Source organism: Ereboglobus luteus, from assembly GCF_003096195.1.
Lineage (GTDB): Bacteria > Verrucomicrobiota > Verrucomicrobiia > Opitutales > Opitutaceae > Ereboglobus > Ereboglobus luteus.
In genome coordinates this window covers 1,245,935-1,264,446 of the sequence record NZ_CP023004.1, presented here as the reverse complement: position 1 = coordinate 1,264,446, position 18,512 = coordinate 1,245,935, and the positions used below count along the sequence as shown (strand labels likewise).

Here is an 18,512-nt window from a genome sequence, read left to right as displayed (position 1 = left end):
AAAACCCTCCCTTACAAGAAATCATCATGCTTTTATAATTTTGAGTAAAAACTACGACAAAACTGTAAATCTATTTCAACTTAAAATTTCATCAATTTAAGCACAAATATCGCAGTAAAAATAATTTTCCATCAACCATCGATCAATAAACAGCAGGGTATGTAATATATTGCCGTTAATATAGTTATGTTATTAAAAATTTTGGAACAAATCGTATCAATTTCAGGAACAACGACTACTGTTTTGTTGAAAAAATAGGATGAAATAAAACAAAAAACCGACACATAATAGCGCTCCACGTGGGCTGACCAAATGTTTCAAATATATGCCTAATGCTTGATTGTTAATGCAATAGCATAGCGAAATGCCCCCCGTGATTTCTCAATCACACCGCGCCCGGGAACGCGGGCATCTTGCCCGCAGGTTTTGCGGTTTGCGCGGCGCGTGCATCCTGCGGGCAGGATGCCCTGCGATCCCGGGATTTTGCTTACCAGAGTCTGCGGTAGCCGAGATTGATGGACCAGGGGCGTTCGTAGGCCTGGGCCTTGGCGTATTCGTAGTCGATGTAGAGTTGCGAGGCAGTGTCGATGCGGTAGCTCGTGCCAAGGCCAAACTCAACGCGGCGGCCGTCGTAGTCGGTGCGGAAGGTTTTGCCGTGCGCCTTGATCGCGCCGCGATCCGAGTCAACCGCCACCCCGGCGAGCTTGCCGTAGGGGTGCCAGCGGCTGTCCTTGATCTGGCGGCCGAAGCGCAACAGCGCGCGGTATTGCGTGTTCATCGAGTCGTTGATCTTCACTTTCATCGCGCGGTGCGTGGCGTTGGCCTCGGTTGTGTAGCTCGCGCCGTCGAGCCAGAGGACGCTCATTTGCACGGTCGGCTCGATCCACCAGCCGTCGGTGCGCTGCAGGCGGCGGCCGGCTTCGAGCGAGAGGCCGAGGGCGTTGTTGTTGTAGCGGCCCTTGGTCGTCGTGCCGTCGTAGGAGCGCGCCTCGAAGCGGTTCGAGTAGCGGTCGGCGCGGGCCGTGATGTCGGCGAACCAGCCGTTGTTTTTGATGAGTGTGAGGTAGGCGCCGATGCCGACGTTGGTGGTGTGGCCGTTGCCGTTGTTGTCGAACTCGCGGTTGATGCCGCCGGCGTCGATGAAGCCGCCGAGCAGGCTGACTCCGGTTTGGGTGCCGAAGGATTTGTCCGCGCCGCCGGTCACTCCCCAGCCATACTGGCGGAAGGACATGCCGGAGAGTTCGTTCGTGGCGTTGAGGCGGTAGCCGCGCGACTTGATCCAGACGCTGCCGAGGGAGGCGTGCTCGAGGCCGAGGCGGATGTCGCCGAGGCGCTGGTGGATCGAGTCGAGCGAGTAGTTCCAGTCGATCGCCAGGGTCGAGGCGGTGTTGATGATCGCGTCGGCGGCGTGGCTGAGGTTGCGGTCGCTCAAATACCACATGTTCGCATTGGGCGTATAGTCGCTGAGGTCGCCACGCACCAGTTCGAAGACAGTGAGGTCATACTCAAGTTTGCCGGCGGCGTTGTTCGCGAGGGTGAAGGTCGCGCTGCTCGCGGCGTCCACGCCGATCAGTTCGATGGAGGCGTTGAGCGCGGAGGGCAGCGTGCCGTTTGTCTCGATGAAGACGTTGTGCGTGCCCGCGCCGGCGTTGGCGATGTCGAGGTAGTTGGCGATGGTGGCGGCGTTGTTGATGCCTTCGCTTAGTGCGGAGAGATCGGCGTTCATCACGATGTTGCCGGTGGAGGCGCCGAGGGTGGCGATGCGGGCGCGGTCGGCGAGGTTGGCGAAGGCGAGCACGCCGTTGTTCATGTTGAGGGTGCCGAAGGCGTAGCCGGTTGCCTCGAGGATGAGCGCGGAGTTCGAGTCGAGCGTGGTGCTGGCGATTGTGTAGTTGAGCGGATCGTTGAGGCGCAGCGTGCTGTTTGTGACCAGGTGCGTGCCTTCGCCGGAGAGGGCGTTTTGCAGCGTGCCGGTGACGTTGAGTTGCTCGAAGCCCGCGCCGGCGGCCACGCCGATCGGCGCGTCGCCGAGCGCGTCGATTTCGGTCGCGGTGAGGCGCCCGGAAGTGACCGTGCCGGTGCCGTGGAAGGAGGCGCTGGAGTTGACCAGGGTGATGTCTCCGCTCGAGGCGTGGAACTGGCCGGAGCCGGCGAGGGTGTTTTGCATCGTGCCGGTGGCGTCAACCTTGAGCACGCCGTCGAGCTGGACGTGCGAGGTGCCAAGCGCCCCGGCGTCGGTGGCGTGCACGGTGGCGGGGGCGCCGATGTTGGTTTGCGCGCTGTAGTCGGCGTTGGCGCTGTTGATGGCGAGGGTGCCCGAGGCGAGGGTGAGCGTGCCCGTGCCGGCGAGGTGGCCGTCGATGCGGCCGCCCTCGGCGATTGTTTGCGCCTTGCCGTTCAGGTCAAAGGTGGCGGGGATTTCCACGAGGATGAGTTTTGTGGAACCGAGCGCGTTGTCCACGCCGGCGACCACCGTGCCGCTGATCAGCGTGCTGGTGCCGGTGTAGGTGTTCGAGCCGGTGAGGGTCATCGCCGAGCCGGTCGTGAAGGTGACGCTGCCGTCGCCGGTGATCGCGGCCGAGAGCGTGTCGTCGGTCGCGCCGGCGTCGGTGAGTTGCAGGGTTTTGTCCTGCTTCACGTTGAGCTCGGTGAGCACGTAGTCGTAGTAGAGGCCGGGGGCGAGGCTGCCGCTGGTGTGGGCGCTGGCGCTGCCGGTGGTTTGCGCGGTGTAGTTGTAGATGGCGTAAACTTCGTCGTGCTCGATTGTCTGGCCGTTGGACAGCGCGGTGCCGTCGGCCTTGTAAATGGCGATTTGGCGCGGCGCGGCCTCGGCGAGCGTGTCGGCGGCGACGAGCAGTGTTGCGTTGTCCGTGAGGTTGTCCTGGTCGAGCCAGTTCTTCTGGACGGTCGAGTCGATGATCGCGGTCGTGCCCCCGGTGTAGTTTTCAAAGACCACCGTGCTGCCGAGGTCGGCGATGGAGAGCGTGCCGACGTTGAGCACCTCGACCGGGTCCACGCCGTTCATCGGCAGCCAGAGCGCGCCGCCGTTGAGCGTCAGCCCGTGGATGCGGCGGGTTTCGCCGTTGGAGTGGAGGATGCCGCCGGTGTTGAGCTGGAGCGTCGCGCTGGCGAGCGCCTCGGTGTTGTGGTTGGTGTTGAGCGTGAGCGCGGTCGCGTCGAGCGTCACCGTGCCCGCGAAGGCGCTGCCGGTTGTCGCCATGAAGTCGAAGGTGCCGCTCACCGAGTTGATGGCGAGGATGCCGTCGCCGGTCAGGTCGTGGATGAAGCTGGTCGCGGTGGTGGCCAGTTTCGCATTGGATGCGATGACGGTGTGCGCGGTGGCGCCGCCGACTTGGTCGTTGTCGGTGATGTCGGCGGTGCCGGTGACGCGCAGCGTTCCGGTGAAGGCGGTGTTGGTTCCGCGCAGGCTCACACTGCCGGAGACGAGGTTCACGCCGGTGCCCGAGATCGTGTTGGCGAAGGTGCCCGTGCCCGCGAGGTCGAGGATCGCGTTGTTGGCGACGGTGCTTGTGCCGACGCCGCCGAGGTCGGCGAGGGTGAGCGTGCCGCTGTCGATTTGCGTCGCTCCGGCGAAGGCGTTCGAGTGGCTGATTGTCAGGTTGCCGGTGTTTTCCTTGGCGAAGGTGCCGCTGCCGCTAAGGTTGTTGGCGAGGGTTTCGTCGGCCGCGTTCTCGAAGCTCAGCAGGCCGTCCAGGAGGATGTCGGCCAGGCCGAGGTTCGCGGTGCTGCTGGCGCGCAGCGCGGTGTCTTGCGCGATGTTCCATTCGCCCGAGAGCGTGTTGGTGCCGGTGAGCGCGACGCTCGAACTGGCGATGAGCGAGACCGTGCCCGTGCCCGCGACTTGCTTGGCGAGCGTGCCGGTGGCGCTGTCGAGGACGAGTTCGCCGGTCACGTTTGCCGTGCCGCTGTTGCCCAGCGCCTGCGTGTTGTTGATTGTCGTCGTGCCGGTGACCCCGACGTTCGCCGCGAAGCCGGCGTTGGTGCTGGTGATGCTCACCAGGCCGCCAAGCCCGAGGCTGCCCGTGATGGCGGCGTGAGTGTGGCTGTTGTAGAGGCCGCCGTCGATTTGCGCGCCATTGGTGATGGTTTGCTTGTGGCCACCCAGGTCGAGCGCGGCGGAGTCGGTGACGGTTAGGTGCGCGGTCTGGCCGAGCGCGTCGGTTGCGTCGAGTATGGTCGTGCCCGAGGTGATCGTGGTCGTGCCGGTGTAGCTGTTGCTATGGCTCAGGATGATGTGGCCGGAGCCGGCGACCAGTTCGAGGTTGCCCGAGCCGGTGATGAGGGCCGAGAGCGTTTTGTCCGTGGCGGCGGTGCTGTCGAGGACGAGGGTTGTGCCGCTCTTGATGTCGAGGGTCGTCAGGAGGTAATCGTAGTAGAGGCCCGCGGTGCCGCTGACTGTTCCGGAGTGGGCTTGTGCCTGGGTGCCGGTCAGCGCGGTGTAATTATAGGTGGCGATGGCCGCGCCGTAGTCGATTTGCTGGCCAAAGGTAATCGGCGTGACGCCGTCTTCCTGCGTGATGGCAACGTGAATATTGTCTGTGAGAAGGTTGTCGGTGGCGATGAGCAGCGTGGCGTGCGCGGTCAGGCCGTCCTGGTCGAGGAAGTTGACGGGGTTGGTCGAGGAGATGACCGGCGTGGTGCCAGTGTAGCCGTTGAAGGCGATCTTCGCGCCGCTGTCCACGGCGAGCGTGCCGGTTTGCAGCACTTGCGTCGGCACGATCGCGGTCATGTCGATTTGGGTCACGCTTCCCGCGCCCATGTCCAGGCCGCCGAGGTGGCGGGTTTCGGAGTTGGTGGCGAGGATGGCGCCGGAGCGCAATTCAAGCATCGAGCTGGCGAGGGCGAGGGCGTTGTTTGTGTGCGCCGCATCGGTGCCGAGGTTAAGCGTGGCGTTGGCGAGTCGCACGGTGCCGGTGAAGGAGGCGCCGGTGGCCGCGGCCCCGGTAGCGCCGAAATCAAAGGTCCGGTCGGCATCATTGAGGTTGATATTCAGGAGGCCCGAGCCCTTGAGCGCGTTGGCGAGGGTGACGGTGTTGGATATGGAAATGCGCAGCTCGGCGTCGGCGACGATGTTGGCCGTTCCGGAGCCAAGGGCGTTTTCGTTGCCCATGATCAGGGTGCCTTCGTTGATTTCGGTGCCGCCCGCGTAGCTGTTCGACGCGGAGAGCGTGAGCGTGCCGGTGTTGACTTTGTTCAGCGCGCCGGTGCCGGCGATGGCACTGGAGCCCGTTATGCGCGCGCCGTTGGTGTCGAACCACGCGCCGCCGTTTTTGATGTAAAACTCGTCGCCGGCGAAGCCGCTGATTGTCAGGGCCGCGCCGCTGGCGCGCAACGTGCCGCTGTCGATGAAGGCGGTGCCGGTGGCGGTGCTGGACTTGATCAGCGAACTGCCGAGGGAAAGCACGCCGTCGTCAAGGTTCAGGGTGCCATTGGCAGTGGCGGCGGCGCCAATTCTTAGAGTGCCCGCCTCAACCAAGGCGCTGTTCTCGATGGTGAGCGTGCCGGTGCCTTTGTCTCCAACACTAATGGTTTTTCCCTGCGCATTGAGCCGGGATCCGGGGCCGGTCACCATGACGGCACCCGTGCCGGTGGCGTGCTTGCCGATGTAAAGGAAACTGCTGGTGGTCATTTGGGCGCCGTCGGAGATATTGAGGTGGCCGGCCGAATTGGCGCCGAAGCCCAGGAGCATTTGGTTGTCGGTGTTCAGTTCCGAGCCGTTGCCGCTCACGTTGATGGTGCCCACGCCACCGGCGGTATAGCCGGCAATGATGGAGCTGTTGGCCCCGCTGATATTCACGAGACCTCCCTGTTTGATGTCGAGCAGTCCGGTGCCGCTGTTGCCAATGACGAATTGGTTGACGATGTAACTCGGCGATTCATTGAGGCTCAGCTGCGAGCCGTTGCCGCTCACTGTCACCGTGCCGCTTGCGCCCGACTGATGTCCGATGCTCAACAGGATATTGTCGGTGCCGCCGGTGCCGCTGTATTTGATCACGGAGCCATCATGGATGTTGAGCCAGCCGTTTATGATGCTGGTGTTGGGATTGGTGTTCCGGATGGTTTGCGCGCGGCCATTCGTGTCGACAACGGCGCCGGAGGCGATGGTCAGCTCGCTGGTGTTGCCGAGCGCATTGTCAACGCCGAGCACGAGGGTGCCGGTGTTGACGATGGTTTTTCCGGTGTAGGTGTTGGCGGCGTTGTTGAGCGTGATCGCGTTGGTGGCGTTGATGGCGAGATTGCCCGCGCCGGTGATTTGGGCGTGCAGTTCGGCGGCGGCGGTGTCGGTCGTGTCGCCGGAGAGCGTGGTGGTGCGGCTGGCGACGAGGTCGAGCTGCGTGAGCGCGTAATCGACCGCGAGGCCGCCGGTGTAGTTGAGCGCCTGCGTGTAGGTGGCCGTGGCGGTCGTCACCACGCCGTCGCGGATGTCGGCGGTCGTGGTCGCGCCACCGGCGAGGGTCAGGTTGGTGTTGCTGACGGTCGTCGCGTTAAGGAGGCGCACGGAGAGTCCCTCGTCCTGTTGCAGGAGCGTGCTTGCGAACAGACCGGTCGTGCCGGTGGACGGGTTGGTGTTCGAAACGGTGACCGTGCCGCTGATCGCGTCGAACGCGCCGGTGCGGATGATGCCGTCGGCTTGCGTGCCGGTGGCGTAGGTGAAGCCGAGCGCGCCGCCGCTGGCGGTGAGGTTGCCGATGTGCTGCGTGCCGGTGGCCACGGTGGTCGTGTTGCCGGCGTTGAGTTTCGCGGTGGCGTTGGCCAGCGTGTTGTTGTTCAGGAGATACGCGCTGTTGTTGAAGCTCGCCGTGCCGGTGAAGGCGGTGCCGGTGGTGGCGGCGAAGGCAAAGGCGTCCGTCGCGCTGGCGAGATCGACTTCCAGGAGGCCGCCGCCGGTGATCGCGGTGGCGAAGGTCATGCTGCCGGAGGCGACGCGCAGGGTGGCGTTGGCGGCGAGGTTCACGGCGTTCGCGCCGAGCGCGTGTTCGTTGGTCGTCACGAGTGCGCCGCCGATGATGCTGGTTGTGCCGGTGTAGGTGTTGGTGCCGGCGAGAACGAGCGTGCCGGCGCCATCTTTCTCCACGTTGTGCGTGCCGGTGATCGTGGTGGCGATGGTGGCGGAGACGGCGCTGTCGATGTTGAGCACAACGGCGTCGGTGCCGCCGGTGGTGAGCGTGCCGCCGGTGAGCAGGTAGCCGTCCGTCTTGAATTGCGCGCCGGAGAAGGCGATCGTGCCGCTGCCGGTGCTGTTGTCCACGGTGACGGTGCCCGCGTCGCCCTTGAAGATCGCGAAGCCGGCGTCGAGCCATTCGCCGTTGGGCGAGCCGCCCGAGCCGCTCCATGCGGTGTAGGTCATGGAGCCGGCGGGCGCATACCAAGTGCCGCTGCCACCGTCGACTTTGTTGTTGTTCCAGTTGGTGCCGGTGCCGCCGTCCCAATAGGTGAAGTAGCCGAAATCGTAGAGCAGCTTGATGTAGTGGTCCTCGCCCGTGCTCACCAGATACTTGGCGGCGTCGGTGCCCGTGGGGGCAATGCCGTTCATCGCGCCGAACTTGAGATTGGAGGCATCGCCAATGAGCGTGCCGGTGTAATAGACGAGGTCATACTCGCCTTTCGCTAGCGGTGTGAGAGCCACCAGGACGTTGATCGTGCTCATGCCGGTGAGGATCACATCACCGGTCACATCCGTGCGGTCGTTGATGTTCAACGCGCCTTGGTCGATGTGTCCGGGGTTGGTGATGTTGCTGAGATCGTATTCGAAGGTGGCGTTGGAGAGTTGGAGCGTGCCGGTGAAGAATAGCTTGCCCGGGCTGTTGCCGGGGGCCAGCACGCCGCCGTTGATCACCGTGTGGCCGTAAATGTTGCCGGTGCCCGAGAGCGTGGCGCTTGCGTAAACATTGAGGCGGGCGGCGGAATCGCCGAGAGTTGTGTTCACATAGAGGCGGCCCGAATCGGCGTTGGTGACGCCGCTCCATGCGGAGGCGTTGCCGGTGAGGCTCACCGAGGTGTTGTCAACGACGCGCAGGGTGCCGCTGCCGGCGAGGGTGTTGGCGAGCGTGCCGGTGATCGCGGAGAGTTCCGCGGTGGCCGGGGCGGCGATGTTCAGTGCGGAGGCGCCGAGCGCGCCGGCGTTTGTAGCGCGGAGGATGCCCGCGCTCACGCGGGTGGTGCCGCTGTGGGTGTTGCTGCCGGAGAGGGTGAGCGTGCCGTCGGTCGTTTTGTCGAGGAGCGACGTGCCGTCGAGCAGGCCGGCGTAGGAGCCGCTTTGCAACGTGAGCGTGCCGCTTCCATAGAGGAGTGTGCCGCTGCCCTGGAGGTTTTGCAGGGTTTGGTTGAGGTTGTTTGCGTCGAATACGGCGTTGTTGACGAGGACTGCCGAGGTGGCGAGGAGATCGGCGGCGCCGGCCTTGAGTGTGCCGGTGGCGGTTGTGGTCATGCCGGTGTGGGTGGCGGCGGTTTTGATCGTGATGGCGTTGTTGGCCGAGATTTGCAGGCTGCCCACGCCGCTGATCAGGGCGTTGAGTTCGTCGCCTGTGTCGGGTGTTGTGGTGTCGCCGTTGAGGTCGAGGGTTTTGCCGGCTTGGAGCTGAAGTTCGGTCAGGCGGTAGGCGAGTGTCAGGGTTTTGTTGTCACTCGTGGCGAGGGTGTTGCTGTAAATCGCAAGCGCGTCGGTGCCGCTGGTGGCCGCGAGGGTCGAGCTGGCGCCGAGGGTCGCGCCGGAGTTGTTCACGAGGCGCAGGTCGTCGATGGTTCCGGTCCAGGTGTTGGCGGAAACGACGAGGATTTCGGTGGTGGCGTCGTCTTGCTGCAGGAGCGACTTGGCGGAGAGCTTGTCCTGGTCGAAGTGGACTGCGCTATCCGCGGTGATGGCGAAGTCGGTGACGTTGGCCGTGCCGGTGAATGCAAAGGTGCCGCCGTTGGCGACGAGGGTGCCCGCGTTTTGTGCGCCGCCGGCTATGTCAACGCGACCGCCGGTTGCCTTAAGTGTCGCGTTGTTTACGAGGGCCGTGCTCGCATCGGTGTCCCAGGTGAAGACGCCTTCGCGCGCATCCACGAGGCCGGTGAAGGCGGAGCCGACGCTGGAGCCGAACGCGTGCGTGCCGCTGCCGTTGAACTGCACCGTGCCGCTGCCGGTGAGGGCGTTGTTGAGTGTGATGTCTGCCGTGCCGGTGGTTTGCAGCAGGCCGGGGAGGGCGATTTTGCTGTTTGTGCCGAGCGCGTCCGATCCGGTGATTCGCATGGTGTCGTTGACCGCCCAGGTGCCGGTGAAGGCGTTGCTTGCGGCACCGCCGTTGACGAGGATGTCGCCGTTGATTTCGAGCACGCCCGCGCCGCTCACCGCATTGGCGAGGCTGCCGGTGTAGGAAAGGTCAACACGGGCGGCCGAATCGACATGGATCGTCGAGGCGCCGGCGGCGTTGTTCGCGACGAGCGCGAGTGTGCCCGCTTGCACGAGCATGGTGCCGCTGTGTGTGTTGGCGGCGTTGGTAAGGGTGAGCACGCCTGTGCCGGCCTTGGCGATGTTGCCCGCGCCGCTGATCACGCCCGTGAGGGTGCCGGTGTGGGTTTGCGTGTTCACTTCGCCGGTGCTGTCGAGGCTGAAATTGTTGGCGAGCGAGAGGTTGTTCGCGTCGAGGCGCAGCGTGCCGCTGCCGAGCATCGCCGTGCCGGTGCCGAGTGCGGAGTTGTTGTTGATGCCGGTGATGCCGCCTTGCATTACCACACCGCCACTGTGCGTGTTTTCCGCGAGCAGCAGCAGCGTGCCGGTGCCGGTTTTTATGATCTTTGTCGTGCCGCTGATGACACCGTCGAGCTCCGTGAGGGAGCCGGAAACGTTCACCACGCCGAGGTCCAGTTCGGAGACCACCACCGTCTGACCCTCACCCTCAAAGAACAGGTTGTTCGTGCCGGAGAGCGTTTCGCCCTCGGAGCCGAGGACAAAGGTGCCGCTTGCCTCGGTGACGGTCACAGTCGCGTCCGCGACGATCGTGCCCGCGCCGGTGATCGACAGCGCGCCCGTGCCCGCGACCGTCAGGTCGCCGGCGAACACGATGTCGTTGATGAGCGTGCGATTCGCGTCGTTGCCCGCGCCGTCGGTGGCGCGCAATGTGCCGCCCACGACCATGATCGCGCCGACGCCCAGCGGGCCGCCGTCCCCGGTGTTGAGCCTGTCGGCGCCGATGTGCACTTCGCCGCTTTCAACGACGAAGCCTTTGCTGAACATGTTCGCGGCATTGAACACGACCGCGCCCGCGCCGGTGCCGCTCACCGTCACGATGGAATCGGGGCCCTCGATCTTGCTGTTGAAGATGAGCCAGCCGGCGCCGTTTTGCTCAATGGAGAGGTTCTTCCCCTTGCCGGCCGTGGTGTCATACTCAAGCTGGATGCCCGCGTTGATGGTGACGTCGCTCACTCCGGTTTGCACGATAAAGCCTGATGCGTCGGCGGTCAGCCCTTGGAAAACCAACGAGGCGCCACCGAGGCCGCCGATTGCGTAGGGTGTGTTTGATCCGCCGGCAAAAACCAAATTGTTGAGATAACGCGAGGAGGGCAGCGTGATGGTCGCGCCGTTGAGATTGGCGAGCTCGGTGTTGAATGTGACATACGCGCCTTTTGCATTGGGTTGCGCATCGGGCAGGTGCAGGCCGTCCTGCTTCATCCAGTTGTTCATGGCCCACTGGGAGTTGCCGGCCGTGCCATTCCACACGAATATCTGGTCGAAGGGCAGGAGCACACGGATGCCATTGTCGTTGCGCTGAACCACGACGGAGGTCGCCGCATTGCTTCCGAGTTTCACGCCATTGATCACCGCGCCTTCAACCAGGCTCGAGCGTATGAGCGTGGAGCCAAGCCCGGTGATCGGGTCGGCATCCCATCCGAGGAATGTCAGCAGGCTGTCGGTGGCATTGACCGATATGTTCCCGGTGAGGATTGAGACGGGGTTGTGCGCGGAGCCGCCGGAAACGTCGATGATCGCGCTGCCGGAAACGTGGATCGCGCCATTGATGGTCTGCGCGGTTTTGTTGATGTTCAGCCGGCTGTTGTCGGTGAAATAGATGTCCTGCGCACCGGCGAGAAGGTTTGAGCGCGCAAGGGTTACCGTGCCGGCGCCGAGGGTCCAGTTGACGGTGTTGAGTTTCACGCCGAGGGTGCCGTTGGTGGTTTGGAAAAGGCCGGCGACGAGCGAGCCTTCCTGCCCGGCGGCGCCGGTGCTTGTGAGGGCGGCGCCGGAGGCGAGCACGGTGGTGGCGTTGTTGCCGGTGACGCGGAACTGGCCGTTGTTGTTGAGGATGATGCGGTCCGTGCCATTCAGCGTAACGGTGCCGCTGTCAACGGCGACAACCTCGAAGGCGCCGGCGTTGCCGGTGTTGGTGACGGTCGAGGTGCGCAGGCGTCCGGTGCCGAAGGCGGAGGCTCCGGTGCCGACTTGCTCGTTGTCACTCGCGGCCCGGATGAGCACAGTGCCGGCGCGCGCATCGATGCCGGCGGAGATTTCGTTGTCGGTGTTGGCGAGTTCGAGCACGCTCGCGCCTGTTTTGGCGAGGAGATAGGGCGTGCCGGAGCCGTCGAGGATTTTAGATGCGACGACGAGGGTGCCGGAGGTGATGTTGAAGATGGTTTCCGCGCCGTTGCGCATGCCGAGGGTGTTGGCGCTGAGAACGAGGGTGTCGGCGTGGTTGGTGCCGAGGGCGGCGATGGTGCGGCCGCCGTAGTAGGAAAGGCCGTAGGCGGTGTTGATGAGGATGGTGTTGCCAAGGGTTTGGGTGGTGACGAGATCGGTGTCGCTGTAAACGGCGAGGCCTTGGGCGTTGAGGATTAGGGCGCCGGTGCCGATGGGACCCTTGGTGACGACACCGCCGCCGTCCTGGGTGGAGCTGGCGCCGATGACGGTGTAGCTGGTGGTGTTTATGTTGGTGATGAAGTTGCCGGAGAAGGTGTTTTCCCCGCCAAGCCAATACTGGTAGCTGGCGACCCCCGTGCCTTGATTATCGAAACCGCCGGTGCCTTCGATGACGTGGTCTTTCCCGAATATGATGGTGCCGCCCCGGATTCCCAGGGTTCCGGTGAAGGTGCTGGAGACACCCAAGTCGCCGCTGTTGGCGTCAAACCACAATGGGTTGCCGGTGAGGTATATTTGATGGTTGCCCGCTGAGACGACGAGGGGATTGGAAAGCTTGACGCCGGCGGCGGGTGTTACGGACCAGTATTGTATGGGTTTGGGATCATACGAGGAGTTGATGCGGAAGGTGCCGCGGCCGAGCGCGTCGTCCGCTCCCAATGTCACGGCGAGGCCGCTGTCCCAGACGAAGTCGCCGGTGTAAGTGTTGGAGGCGTTGAAGACGAGGCGTCCGATGCCGCTGGTGGTGATGCCGCCGGGGCCGCTGATCACACCATTAAAGGTGAGCAGGGGGTTTGTGCCGGAGGCGTTCCAGTTTGATATGATGGTGTGCTGCCCGGTGCTGAGATAACCCGCGCCGTTGATGGTTAGGTTGTAGTAAGTCGAGGTATTTGGTTGCAGGCCGGTTGCCAGGTGTCCGTTGAGGACCCAGCCGCCGGCGAGGTTGAGTGTGCGTGCTCCACCCACGGCTTCGATGGTGTAGGTCTTTGCGCTGCCGGCGTCGCCTATGAAGAAGGTGCCGGAGCCGGTGAGGACGTTTTGGTTGCCCGAGTCGAGTCTGATGCGGACGGTGTCGTCCCAGATGAGGTTGCCGGTCCATGCGGAGTTGTTGCCGGCGGCATTGATCGAATAGCCGGAGCCGACGATGCGCAGATCGCCATCACCGGTGATGCTGTTGGCCAGGCGCACGGTTGATTGATACGTGGGATAGGTGACGCGGAGGTCGGTGTTTGAATTCAGCCGCCATGTCGCGGTGAAGTGCTTGCTGTTGCCGGCGGCGGTGATGGTGGCGTTCGCGTTGCCGGTATTGCTGAATACGAGCGTGCCGGAGCCGCCGATCGTGGCGGTGACGGAGGCCTGGACGTTCAGGGTTCCGATGGTTTGTTCGCCGTCCACGAGGATGGTTTTGCCGGAGATGTTTTCATCAAGGTTTCGGAAGGAGGCGCTGGCGCCAGTGGCGTTGGGCGCATCGCCTAGCCAGTTGCCATCGGTGCTCCAATTATTGTTGCCGCCCGTGCCGGACCATTCGTTGGTCGCATCCCCATCGGGAATCAAATACCAATAGGTGCCGTCGCTCTCGATTCTCGCGCCATTTTCAAAGCCGGTGAAGGCGATGTTTTCCAACAAGGTGCCAGTGAGGTAAGTTTGGACGCTGGAGTTGCTGAAACGGACATACGAGCCGTTGCCGTTGAATGTCCAAACGCCGTTGCTGTTTTGGAGAAGCAGGGTGGCGGTGGTGGACCAATTCGCGCCGGTGCCGGTGGTTAAAAACTCCAGGCCGCTGTCAGTGCCCAGCGAGAGCATGCCGCCGGCGCTTCCGAGATAGAGCGCGTTGATGGTGTTGTTGGTCACATTGTCCGCGAGGGCCAGCATGCCGCCATTGAGGCTGAGGATGGGCGAGATCAACTGGTTTGATGCGCTGACGACCAGCGAGCCCATGTTTGCGGAGACCCGGCCTGTGGCCTCCAGGCTTTTGATGCTGGCATCCAAAATCTTGGTTCCGCTTTCGCCTTTGCTGACATTGTTGACCTTGATCACGCCCGCATGGATGTCGTTGTTTGTGGCGCGAACGCTCGAGGTGACGCCGCCCAGGAATGTGAGCGAAACATCCGGGGAGAGGGTGCCGCCGTTGAAGATCATGTCGCGATCGGAGCGAAGCGTGCCCGTGCCCGTGATAATGCCGGCGTTGAGCCACATGCCGCCTGCCGGCGCGTAACCAAAAGTGCCCCTGGCGATATTCAATGTGCCGCCGTTGATCAACATGCTGCCGCTGGTGCTCATCCACAGGGAGCCGCCGGTGAGCGTGACATTGCCCGCACCGATGTAATTGTTGCCGGGGCTCACCTCGCCGATCACGATGTTGTTGCTGCCCGCGTCGACCCACAGGGTGCCATTCGCCAGGGTCAACCCGCCGGTGAAGGTGTTGTTGCCACTGTAAATGCGCTTGTGCGAAGTGCCGCTAAAGGTCACGCCGCCCGCGCCGGTAAAGCTGAAGTTCGAACCGAGAATCACCGAATTGCTACTGGCATAGCTGGTTGAGGTGGTGCTGTCGGTGGCATTGATATAGACCCGTTCGCCGGCCGATAGGGCGATGTTGCTGGTGCCGTTGAGATAGATCGCATACGCATTGAGTGTCGCGCTCCCCGAAACCAGATCGAAGGCGATCGGGTTGTTGATAAGCACCATGTTTCGGTGGACGCCGTCCACCGCCATGCCGTAAATGCCTCCCGTGCCGTGAATGGTAACCGTGCCGCTGCCCAAGCCGGAGTAGGTCGTGTAACCGGTGGAGTTGGCACCCTCAATGCCGATAGAGCGGCTATTATAGATGTCAATGCCGCCGGAAAAAGAGCCGTTGGAGCTGGCCGCGTAGAAGCGCAAATTGCCGTTCTTCAAGATGATGCCGCCGGTGCCGGTGATGGGGCTGTAAATAAACACGGTGTTCGGTCCCGTAAATTCGAGATTGCTTTTGAGTATGACTTTGAGGGCCGAACTGGTCGTGCTGAACATGTCCTGGGTGCTGTTCGTATAATAAGTGGCGTTCGAGCCGGAGACGCCGGTGTCGAAAACGATGGTGCCGTTTGTGATGCGCGAGCGTGGGATGCCGTTGTAATAAATGTGCCCAAGCGTGACCGTGTTTCCATCGAGATTGATGGTTGTATAACTGGGGAAACCGCCAGGGATGTTGGCGCTGATAATGCGCGCCGTGGCGCCGGGGGAGTTGGGGATGGCATACTCGTCGTTAAGCTCCCAATTGGCCGGGTCGAACCAGCGCAAATTGCCCGACGCCGCGCCGACCCAGTTGCTGTCAAGCAGACCGCTGCCGGGCGTGAGTTCGGAGCCGTTCCAACTCGCGCCCTTGTTGTAACCGTAGAACCAAATCTGACCGAGCTCCGATGTAAGCGAGGCACCGTTGGACGCCGTCACAATGTCATGCGCGCCCGCCAGCAATGTCCCGTCCGTGTAATCGCGTATGCGCAAAACCGAAGTCGTGTTGCCAAAGGACAGCGCGCCGAGATTAAGCGACGTGGCGGTGTCCGCCGCGCCGCCCATGTAAATGAGCGCCGCCGCGCCGGAGCCAACTTTCACACCGCCGAGCACTTGGTTGTGTCCGCCGATGTTGAGCGATGCCGATGAGCCGGAAAACGCGAGGGTGGCGGTGGAGGCGAGCTGGCCGGCTTGCGTGAGGGTGAGCATGCCGTTCGCGAGCTGAAAATCGTTGGTGGTGTTGAATGACGTGATGGAGGAATCGAGCACAACCTCGCCCGAGCCGTTCTTGACGAGCGTGCCGGAAACAGTGACCGCGCCACCTGCCGTGCGCGATATCACCTGCGTGCCCGTGCCGGCAAGATTGATGCGATAGGAGGCGTTATCTGCGATGCCGGTGTGCGTGGCGTCAAACGCAACATTGCCCGCGAAATCGAAACCCGCGGCCGGCGCGCCCAAAATCGAGGTGCTGCCGAGTATGACACTGCCTTGATAATCGAAAATACCGCTGCTCCCGAGATCGATGACACCGCCCATGAGGCCGAGTGTGGCGTTGGTGAGACGGAAAGTCGCCTCGTCCGTGAGCGAGATGTGCGCCCCGTTGATAATGTTGAGCGTGTCGGATGCACTGGCGCCGCGAACCTCAAGCACGGTGTTGCCTCCATCAACGCGAATGGTGCCCGAACCGAAAAGGCCCGAGCCGCCGCCGATGTTCACCGGCGTGCCGCCAATATAGCCGACCACTGTGCCCGCGCGCACATCGAGCACTGAAAACGTGCTGTTCGCGCCGCCGAGCGTGAGCACGCCCGAGCCCTCCTTGACGAGCGTGCCGCCGGAAAACGACTGATTCGCGCCAAACGCCAGGCCCGTAAAGGCGTTGACGGTGATCGTGCGGGCGCCGGCGCCAATGCTGGTGAGCGAAGCGGTGGCCGGATCAAAAGTGAGCGTGCTAAGACCTTCCGCTGTGTGGATATCCTCGCGGCTGACAACAAGGTCGGATGCCGAAATATCCAGCGAATTGGAAAGGGTGCGGCTGATGCTGCCGGAGAGGGAAATCATTTTCTCGTTGCCATTTGCCCCAAGCGTGAAAACCCCGGAGCCGAGGACGTTGTCGCCGCCAATGACAATGGCGCCATTGTTGAGAGCGATCGGGCCGGTGATTGACGCGGGTGACGCGGAGTTGAAAATCAGCTTTCCCTCGCCGTTCTTTATGATTGAGCCGGCTGCCAGTGCGCCGGACACGGTGATGTCGGCCGAGCTGGTGTCGTTATAAAAAGTGATGGATTTGGAGCCCGCATTGAGCGCGCCGAGGATGGAGATTTTGCCGAGAACCGCGCTGTTGTTATTAATGACGAGGTTGCTGTTTGCGATTATGTCAGCGCCAAATTTCAGGTTAAGGCCACCTGACAGATTGATGACGGCGGACGAGGCGCCGTTGTCAAAAATGAGCGACGGCGAGGCCGCCGAGCCGATGGTCAGGGAACGGGCCAGATCGACCGAATTGGGTCCGATGACATTGAGCGTGCCGATGGTGCGCGCCGAGCCGAGCGAAATGGTCTTGTTCGCGAGCGAGGAGTTCGAGGCGGCATTGAACAACGCGGTATCACCGGCGGTCGAGCCGGGCATCTTGGCCCCGGCCCAGTTGGCGGCATCACCCCAGTTTGTGCCGCTGCCGGCAAAAGTGCCGGAAACCTGCCCTTGAAGCATGGATGCGGACAACCAAGCCAGCACGCCAACCGCAAGCACTGGCAAACGAAGTTCAATGGACCCACACGAACGTATGGCAACAGGGTTTTTATTCATGATTTTTAATGTTAAAATCGACGTTTTTATTTGATTATTAATAAATTAGAAAATTGCGAGCATCCGAAAATGAAGACTTAAAACGACATGAAATACCAAATCACGCTCTCGCACTTTCAGGAGCAGTATCGTGACGACCCAATGGCTCTTCATATTATTTTTACGGATTTTAATATGTGTATCTTGTTGATGTATATCTAATTACAAATATAACACACAATTCCGAATGAGTAACACCTGCTTTAATTCGGTTTTGTGCCGGAGTTGAGACAGCTATTTGCCGTCATTGATTGTGGGGTCTAAGAAACAAAAAGCTCAACCATCTGTCAATTTTTTATGTAAATTATCAACAATAAGGATTTATGTTGTTTTTTACAAAAAATGACAACATTCGATCATCCCCAAGTTTATGTCTGAAAGTAGGATAGGTGGAAGTCGACCTTGGAGAAGCATTCGCATCCCGCGTTCATTTGCGGTTCAAAGTTGATTTCCATATAAGTTCAAAAGACAAAATTGCGGTTTTGCGGCACCCGTGCCGCCCATGAACGCCATGATTGCGGCTACGCGGATTGTGCAGATTTCCGCATAAAACCAGTCCATTTAATCGTTCATCTTCCTTGCACATCTTGCGCCTTTTGGCGGTTATGCGGCCGCGTCGTGCTTAGTTGTTCCGCGTTCCTTGGCTGCGCAATCGGGCGCGCGGAAATGTCGGCACAGTATAAAACCCTTGACGCACGAAGGCGTTGACCATCTGCTAGGCGGTTTTCACCAGAGCAAAAGTCCAGCCATGAGAGACGAATATTTAAAAGACGCCCAAAAGGTCATCACCGATCCCAACGTGCTCATCAACGTGGTGTCGCGCCGCGTGAAACAGCTCAAGCACGGCAGCCGTCCACTGGTCGAGTCGCTCGAAAAACTCGAACCCGAGGATCTTGCGCTGCGTGAAATTATCGAAGGCAAAATCAGCTACGAAGTCGCCAAAAACGTCTGACGCCTCCCTTGCCGCCGCGCGCAAACCCACCGTGTTTGGCGCAATCCGCATCCATACTGCGGCAATAAATCATCGTCGGGCAAAGGCGTGAACCATTAGGAAAGCACACAGCGCCATGTCAGCCGCCCGCAAAAAAGAAACTTCCCGCTACACCGAAATCCGCAATGCCAAGGCGGGGCGCGATTATTTTATCGAGGAACGCTACGAGTGCGGCATCGCGCTGCGCGGCACCGAGGTGAAATCCATTCGCGCCGGAAAGGCCCAGATCAACGACGCCTTCGGCCGGTTTGAGAAAGGCGAGCTCTGGCTCCATAACACATACATCGAGGAATACTCGTTCGGCAATATCTGGAATCACGACGCGCGCCGCATCCGAAAACTCCTTTTGCACAAGCACCAGGTTCGCAAAATCGCGCAGGAGATCCAAGTCGCCGGCCGCGCCTTCGTGCCGCTGCGCATGTATTTTAAGGAAGGCCTCGTGAAAGTGGAAATGGCCGTCTGCTCCGGCAAAAAGCTCTTCGACAAGCGCGACGACCTCAAACGAAAAGCCGAGATGCGCGAGGTGGAAAAAATCTGGAAACGCAGAAGGTAGGGCAGGGTGTC

General features: G+C 61.6%; 3 protein-coding genes. 2 read left to right on the top strand and 1 reads right to left on the bottom strand.

Annotated elements, in window-relative coordinates; all coding sequences use genetic code 11:
* Positions 1-487: 487 nt before the first annotated feature.
* Positions 488-16,822 (bottom strand): autotransporter-associated beta strand repeat-containing protein, encoded by a 16,335-nt coding sequence (locus tag CKA38_RS04570; RefSeq protein ID WP_161554725.1) that lies wholly within the window; start codon positions 16,820-16,822, stop codon positions 488-490.
* 883 nt (positions 16,823-17,705) lie between these two features.
* Here CKA38_RS04570 and CKA38_RS04565 point away from each other — a divergent pair.
* Positions 17,706-17,909 carry a DNA-directed RNA polymerase subunit omega gene (locus tag CKA38_RS04565; RefSeq protein ID WP_108824435.1) on the top strand — a complete coding sequence of 68 codons (204 nt, stop codon included), beginning with the start codon at positions 17,706-17,708 and terminating at the stop codon, positions 17,907-17,909.
* A 115-nt stretch (positions 17,910-18,024) separates the two neighbouring features.
* Positions 18,025-18,501, top strand: coding sequence for an SsrA-binding protein SmpB (gene smpB / locus CKA38_RS04560; RefSeq protein ID WP_108824434.1), 477 nt, complete (start codon positions 18,025-18,027; stop codon positions 18,499-18,501).
* Positions 18,502-18,512: the final 11 nt, after the last annotated feature.